Annotated in this window: 5 protein-coding genes; 2 read left to right on the plus strand and 3 right to left on the minus strand. The window is 55.7% G+C overall.

Annotated features, from left to right (window positions below; translation table 11 throughout):
* Positions 1-46: 46 nt before the first annotated feature.
* The 3 genes from ACI5FR_RS32000 to ACI5FR_RS32010 form a co-directional block, all read right to left on the minus strand.
* Complete coding sequence (locus tag ACI5FR_RS32000) at positions 47-922, minus strand: carbohydrate ABC transporter permease (protein WP_405462167.1); 876 nt, start codon at positions 920-922, stop codon at positions 47-49.
* Positions 916-1,881, minus strand: a complete 966-nt coding sequence (locus tag ACI5FR_RS32005; protein WP_405462169.1) for an ABC transporter permease — start codon at positions 1,879-1,881, stop codon at positions 916-918. The genes ACI5FR_RS32000 and ACI5FR_RS32005 overlap by 7 nt, the downstream gene beginning before the upstream one ends.
* Before the next feature lie 97 nt (positions 1,882-1,978).
* The gene (locus ACI5FR_RS32010) at positions 1,979-3,589 is read right to left on the minus strand and encodes an extracellular solute-binding protein (RefSeq protein ID WP_405462171.1); all 1,611 of its coding nucleotides are present in this window, start codon (positions 3,587-3,589) and stop codon (positions 1,979-1,981) included.
* Between the two features lie 426 nt (positions 3,590-4,015).
* On the opposite strand from ACI5FR_RS32010, the gene ACI5FR_RS32015 reads away from it, so the two are divergent.
* Both ACI5FR_RS32015 and ACI5FR_RS32020 read left to right on the plus strand, forming a co-directional pair.
* The gene (locus tag ACI5FR_RS32015) at positions 4,016-5,788 is read left to right on the plus strand and encodes a stalk domain-containing protein (protein ID WP_405462173.1); all 1,773 of its coding nucleotides are present in this window, start codon (positions 4,016-4,018) and stop codon (positions 5,786-5,788) included.
* A 137-nt stretch (positions 5,789-5,925) separates the two neighbouring features.
* On the plus strand, positions 5,926-6,588 hold the full coding sequence (locus tag ACI5FR_RS32020; RefSeq protein WP_405462176.1) for a hypothetical protein: 663 nt from the start codon (positions 5,926-5,928) through the stop codon (positions 6,586-6,588).
* Positions 6,589-7,016: the final 428 nt, after the last annotated feature.

The following is a 7,016-nucleotide window of genomic DNA, read 5'->3' on the forward strand; positions in this document are numbered from 1 at the left end:
AAACATGTTGCCGGGTGTGCCTACTCCCTATTCGACACAAACCGGCTCAACCCTTCTCCGCACCCAACATTACGCCTTTGGCAAAATATTTCTGCGCAAACGGATAGATCAGCAGCACCGGCACCATGGACACGAAAATCGTCGCGTTTTTCATCGATTGGGGGGTAATCGTGGACTTGTCGATCAGGCTCGTCTCCTGGACGGTGTCGAACATGAGCATCTCGCGGAGCACGACTTGCAACGGATACAGATGCGGATCGTTCAGGTAGATCATCGGGATAAAGAAGCTGTTCCAGTGCCCCATGAAGTAGAACAGGCCGATGGAGGCCAGCGCCGGCTTCGACAGCGGGATGATGATGTTGAACAGAATGCGGTATTCGGAAGCGCCGTCGATGAGCGCCGATTCCCGCAGCGAACCGGACATGGACTCGTAGAAGCTTTTCAGAATGAGCAGCTCGACGGTCCAGATTGCATTCGGGATGACGATCGCCCAGATCGTATCGATCATGTGCAGCTTCTGCACGATTAAATACGTCGGGATGATACCTCCGGTCAAGAACATCGTCAGCACGATTGCGATCATGAAGAACTTGCGGCCAAAAAAGCCAGGGCGGGACAACGGATAAGCCGCGACGGCGGTCATAAGCAGGTTGATGAACGTCCCGAGGCCGGTATACAGGATCGTGTTCCAATAAGCCCGGGGAATCTTGGGATTCTCGATAATTTGCTTATACGCTTCGATGTTGAAGCCCTTCGGCCACAGGAACACCCGGTTCTGCACGATGGAGGCCGTATCGCTGAACGAGATCGCGACGATATACACGACCGGATAGATCGTCACGATGCCGATCAGGGTGAGCACCACGATCAGGACGGCGTCGAACAGGGTGAACTTCCGCTCCAGGGCGCTTGATCTTACCATAATCCTCTTCCTCCCGCTTTCTTGCTGATCGCATTCGAGAGCAGCAGCATGCACAGGGCGATGAGCGACTCGAACAGGCCTACCGCGGCCGCGTAGCTGTAGTTCGTCTCCAGCAGCCCCTTGCGATATACATACGTCGAGAACACGTCGGCCACTTCATACGTCATCGGATTGTAGAGGAGCAGCACCTTTTCATACCCAATGCGGAACATGGAGCCCGACTTGATGATGAACAACACGAGAATGGTCGGCATGATGCTCGGAATCGTAATGTGCCGGATCATCTGGAACCGGGTCGCGCCGTCGACCTTGCCGGCTTCGTACAGCGTAGGATCGATGCCCGCGATCGCGGCCAAGTAGATGATCGACTCGAACCCCATGTGCTGCCAGATATCGGAGGCGATATAGACGGTCCGGAACCATTCGGGAGCGGCGAGGAAATAAATCGGCTGCAGCCCGAGCGCCTTGAGCGCCTCATTCAGCAGACCGTGCGTCGGCGACAGGAAGTCGATGATCATGCTGCTGATAATGACGACGGAGAGGAAGGACGGCAAGTAGCTGAACGTCTGGATCGTCTTCTTGAACTTAACGTACCGGATCTCGTTCAGCAGGATGGCGAATACGATCGGGAACGGAAACGTCCACAGCAGCGTGAACAAGCCGAGCAGAAGCGTATTCTTGAACAGCAGCCAGAAGTCGGGGCTGTCGAAGAAGCGGCGGAAATGCTCGAGGCCGACCCAGTCGCTGCCGAGAATGCCTTGATAGACGCTGTAGTCCTTGAACGCGATGATCAAACCGTAGATCGGCCCATAACGGAACAAGATGAAGAACACGATACATGGGATGAATAAAAGGAGCAGTTGGCGGTCCCGGACCACATGGCGCCAGATGGCTCTAGCGCGGGAGACGGGAGCGCGATGGGCGGGCCCTTGTGTTAGATGAGGCTGTGTCGATGCCATGGGCTTCCTCCTTGCGTGGGATAAGGACAGAGCACCCGGGACAGCTCGGACCCGGGTGCTGCTGGACATACCGATCAAAGCTTAACAGTTTTGCGGATTACTTCGTTTCGTCGTAGCGCTTCTGGGCCGCGTTGAACGCGTCGATCATTTTCTTCGCACCCAGCTTATCGACTTGCTGCAGCCATTCGGTCCATTGGGCTTCGCCCATTTCCTTCTTCATCACATACTTTGTGCTGAATTCGTTCGCGGCTTTGTCGAGTGATGCTCTCAGGTCGGCGATCGTCTTCGTCTCGTCGTCCGTGAACTTCAGGACCGGATCGGCCGGCTCATACTTCTTCGCCTTATTGATCTTGTCCTGCGCCTCTTGCTCCTTCTCCGTGAAGTTGAAGTAGACGCTGCGCTTGTCGGGACGGAAGTACATGCCTTCGAGCCACATGCCGTATTTCGTCTCAAGAACCTTAATATCGACCAGCGGCACGTCCTTCAGCTCCGCATACACCGGCTTGTTGTTCTCGAACTTGAACGTCTGGCCTTCGATACCAAGGGAGACGAGCTGCGAGCCCGCCGGGCTGGTCAAGTAGTCGAGCAGCTTCAGAGCGACTTCCTTGTTCTTGCCGTTCGAGACGACCGTGCCGAAGTTCGAGATCTTAGGCAGCGTCCGGATGTTGCCGGTCGGTCCTACCGGATTCGCGTAACGCAGGTTGTAGTCCGGGATCTGCGCCTTCACTTGATTCGCGAACGAATCCAGACGGCCGATCCAGTCGAACGTCACGAACGACTTGTTGTTCGTCGTCATCTTCGCGGTCCAGGAGGCGTCGGTGTCGGTGATGAATTCAGGGTCCATCAAGCCTTCGTCATACAGCTTCTTCATGAAGTCGAGCTGGTTCTTGTACTCAGGCGCCGTGTAGGCCAGTTTCCAAGTTTTCGCCTTCTCGTCGTAGACGGCCGGGAAATCCGCTCCGCCCACGCCCCAGCCGTAAGCCCAGTCGCGGAAAATGTTTTCCTTCGTTTTGGACGCGTACGGATACGATTGCGGGTAAGCCGCTTTGAGCTTTTTCAAGGCCTCGTAGAACTCGTCGGTGTTCGTCCATTCCTTGATGCCCGCTTTGTCGAAAATATCTTTGCGGTACAGGAAGCCGTGGTTCACATCGCGGTTCAAACCGTAGATCGGCCATGTATACAAGTTGTTCTTGTCGTCGGACCACGACTTCATCACCCAATTGTTGTTCGCGTCGTCCACATACAGCTTTTTGAAGTTCGGCAGCGAGTTCAAGTAGGGATTGATCGGCGTGAGCGCACCTTGGGCTCCCATTTTGTTCACTTCCGCGACGGACAGTCCGTGGAAAATGTCAGGCAGCTTGCCGGAGGCGACGACCACCTTAAGCTTGTCCTTATAAGTCTGCGAAGAGTATGCCTGGATGTCGAGCTTGATGCCGGTGCGCTTCTCGATCTCCTTCACGACCATCGAGTTGGGGAGATCCGGGTTGTCGCTGACAAGCATCCATGTGAGTGTAGTCGGCTGGTCCACGAGCGGCAGCTTCAGCCCGCCGGTATCCCCGGTATTGGCTGCGGCTGCTGTAGGCGCAGCACTTGGCGCGGGGGTGGCCGCGGAAGATCCGTTGTCTTTGGTCCCGCCGCCGCATCCGGCGACTACAAGGGTCGTCGTCAGCGTCATGGCGGACAGCATTACTTTAAACTTGCGTGACATTGCTTTGTTCCTCCCTTTTTGTATTCAGGTGCATTCGGGCTGCGAACCGGATCGCCGTAAGTACGTTTCGTTCATGGTAGCGGTATCGCCGGGGATCCGTCAACATCCTGCCCTTATCCTAGGCGATGGAGGGAGCTTCGTAAATGAAGCGTTTTCACGAACCTCATGTTTTGACCGTTTTCCTCTCGTGAGGTTGGAGAAACCTTTCAGGATCAACGGTTTGGGCGATGTGGAAAATGCTAAACCGGTGGAAAATGAGCAAATTGTCCGTGTGGAATGCGTTTGTTTTGGGAGACGTCTCGTATCGATTCGGGGGAATCTTTGTGTCGATTTCGGGAATGCTAGACAGATGCCTTGCAACCTTTTCCCGCCTCTCGCGTTTAATTAAGGGAACTTATACCATTAGAAAAGAGTGGAGAGAGAACCTTGAGAACACGCAATTGGAAAACGGTGACGCCTTGGGTACTAGTGGGGGTGCTGCTCGTCTTGTATCTGGTGTCCACCCAGGCGAGCGCCGGCGTCGCGACCACGACGATGTCGATTTATCTGAATGAGGACCAGCCTGTGGCGGCCGTCGACGGTCAGAAGTTCGACCTGGACACGCCGGCCGCCGTGAAGGATGGAAACCGGTGGTTCGTGCCGTTAATGTTTTTGTCGCAGCAAATGGGGTTTGAAGTGAAGTACAACGCCTCAACGAACAGGGTTGAGGTCGGAACGAGCCGAGCGAAGCTCGAGGTCGATTCGGCTAACAAAGTCGTATATGTCAACGGGGTAGCGTCCCCCTACGATCCGATGGCGAAGCTGGTGAACGAGCGGCTGATGGTGGCGGATTCGTGGCTGTATGATTTTCTGGGGGCCAAATACACTTACAACACCGCCGAGAAGCGGCTCGAGATTACATATGTGAAGCGCCCTCCGGCGCTCACGAACGATGCGAACAGCAATTCGAAGCCGGTCGCTCGGTTTACGTTCGCGAAGCCGGTATACAAGATGGGCGAAGCGGTGAAGTACATCGACCTGAGCTATGATCCGGATGCCGAAGGCTTGTCCTATACGTGGACGGGGAACCAGGAGGCGTTTTATAAGCCGGGTAAACATTTAGTTACGTTGAAGGTAACCGACGGCAAAGGGCGGGTCAGCGACACCTATTCGCGCTACATCGAGATTGAGAACAAGACGATGTACAACACCGAGATCGACCGGCTGCTGTACACCACCCCTCCGGGCACGATCATCAAGACCGACTGGCCGCTCTTGTACGCGCGGTTCCTGGAGATCCCGGAGCTGCCGAAGAAGGTGACCGAGGACCGTTCACGGACGCTGCTCATGAGCGACGCCCCGGAAACGATCGTGGAGAAGGGCATTCTGTACCAGGATACCGTCAATGGCAAAGCCCGCTTGTACGGGTCCCATATGAACGGCATGAACGAGAAGCTGCAATTCGTCATCATGGCGACCAATTCGACCAACAAGCCGGTTACGATCCGCACGACCAACAAAGGCGAAGTGTACCCGTCCATCTACGCGCATCTGATCGGGCATCAGGCTTCCGTCGAGTTCCTGCTCGGCGATCGCTATGACGAGAAGCTCACGATTCCGCCCGGGGAGACGCGGGCGTATATCCAGATGCCGGACTTCCAGCCGGGGCAGGGCGTCAATGTGTTCTACGACGTCGAGACCGACGGGCCGATCAAGTTCTCCTTCATGGCGATGGACGCCGTGATCGAGACGCCGACCTCGCTGTATCCGTCGCTGTATAAGCCGCTGCCGTTCGACGGCCATGTGCGCGGGACGTTCCCCGTGTCGGAGAAGCGCTGGGACATCGACGCGAGCTCGTTCAAGAAGCCTTCGCGTCTCGTGTTCGGCGACAACAAGAGCGACCCGTTCCAGCCGGGGTACGACGTGTTCCGCCAGCAGCAAGTGTTCGAAGACGGCAACTACGGCGTCGTGTACAAGATCCATGCGGATAAGCCGCGCAAGATGGCCATCCTGCTCTTGGCCCGCGGGGGCGCGTTCAAGGGGCCGTTCAAGTTCAACGGCGAGTTCGTGCTCGCGCCGCCGTCCGGCGTCATCGTCGCATTCGAGCAGATGCAGGTGCTGTACCGCACGACCGGGAACGAGCCGTCGCTCGACATCGAGTTCACGCCTCCGGCCGGGTCGGCGTTCCCGATGGATTTGATCTTTTATCCGTTGGATTAGGTAGACACCGTACACTGCGTCTGGTATATTATGGGTATCGCATAAATTTTCGACAGCGTGAAGCACACGCCGTCTGTTCCTTCGGGAGCAGGCGGCTTTTTGTGTTCAAAATCCATGGTGAGGAGAATGTGTATCGTATGGTAATCGATCAACAGGTAGAAGCGTTTATTCAAAAGCAAAGGGAAGGGGCGCGAGGGCAGCGGTTGGAAAGGCTGCAGAAGGAGTTGGTGGGGGAGCGCAAGCTGTTGGGGAGCGTCTTGTTCCCCGTACTGCAGTCATTCGATGGACTGGTCTTGGAGTACGAGCTCGTGAGTCCTTCGGGGGTAAGGATTTTCATTGATGTCTTTTATGAGCCGCTTGGGCTCGCGTTCGAGAGCGAAGGGTATGTGGTGCATGCGGAGGTGATTACGCGCGAACGCTTCTCCTTCGAGCGCTCGCGGATGCGTGCGATTGCGATGCAGGGCTACAAGTTCATCCCTTTCACTTGGGATGAGATCGAGAAGAAGCCGGAGATTTGCCAGCGGGAGGTCTATGAGCTGTTGGGTCGCTTCTCCTCCACGCCAGGCCGAGGATTCGCCGAGTTGAGCGTGTACGAGCGCGAGCTGTTGCGCTTCGCCCTCCGGCTCAACCGGCCGTTCCGGTTGGCAGACGCTTGCGCTTGTTTGGGGGTGGGGGATGTACCGACCCGTAAGGTCATACGCAGCCTGATGGAAAAGAAATTGGTTCTCCCTCTCGGGAAAGGGAGCATCCGATTTCATGAGTACTTGGTGGACCACAAAGCGGCGCTTCCGTATCTCTAAGGAGAGAGAAGGAACTGCTCCGAGCGGGAAGAGGTGGGATCCGGAGCTGTAGAGTAACAAAATTACTTTGGAGAGCAGGGTGAGGCGGGATCCGGGGCTGTAGAGTAACAAAATTACTTTGGAGAGCGGGAAGAGGTGGGTGTCGGAGCTGTAGAGTAACAAAATTACTTTGGAGAGCGGGGAGAGGTGGGATCCGGAGCTGTAGAGTAACAAAATTACTTTGGAGAGCGGGAAGAGGCGGGATTCGGTGCTGTAAACTAACAAAATTACTTTGGAGAGCGGGAAGAGGTGGGATCGGGAGCTGTAGAGTAACAAAATTACTTTGGAGAGCCGGGAAAGGTGGGATCCGGTGCTGTAGAGTAACAAAATTACTTTGGAGAGCGGGGAGAGGTGGGATCCGGAGCTGTAGAGTAACAAAATTACTTTGG

Source organism: Paenibacillus sp. HJGM_3 (assembly GCF_045062745.1).
In the GTDB taxonomy this organism is placed as follows: Bacteria; Bacillota; Bacilli; order Paenibacillales; family NBRC-103111; genus Paenibacillus_AA.